General features: G+C 45.4%; 1 protein-coding gene. It reads right to left on the bottom strand.

The window, feature by feature from the left end; genetic code table 11:
* Positions 1-401, bottom strand: a 401-nt coding sequence (locus tag FC43_RS02825) for a transposase family protein (RefSeq protein ID WP_162258981.1), incomplete at both ends; no start/stop codon positions are given.

The raw sequence follows: 401 nt of genomic DNA, 5'->3' as shown, positions 1-401 counted from the left end.
TCAGTTAAGGCCAACAGCATGCGCTGTTGGACATTAGGCATGATTTGATGATTAACCTTAATGCCTTGAACTCGAGCTAAGTCTGTGACTAAGGCGGGACATTCCGCACTAACGGGGCAGAGATACTTCTGTTTAGCAATTACGAGTACCAATGGTCGGCCATTAATTTCGAGCCCCCGCAGATAGACTGTTTTAAAGCCATTTTTCCGCATCAATTGACCGCAGACGGGACAAGCATTGGGATAAGATTGACGAAGATAAAGTTCACAGTGTTCTTGGCGGGCAAACGGGTGCCGGGCAGCCGGATTGGCGGGAATAATTTTAAGTCGCTCATTTTCGGCTACGCGAGGATCGAAAGTAATAAGATTATCTGTTAAACCGGTTAAGCTTTTGATATAATT

The organism is Limosilactobacillus ingluviei DSM 15946 (assembly GCF_001435775.1).
Taxonomy (GTDB): domain Bacteria; phylum Bacillota; class Bacilli; order Lactobacillales; family Lactobacillaceae; genus Limosilactobacillus; species Limosilactobacillus ingluviei.
Note: the sequence above shows the minus strand (reverse complement) of the source record. Positions and strands in the feature narration are given on the sequence as shown.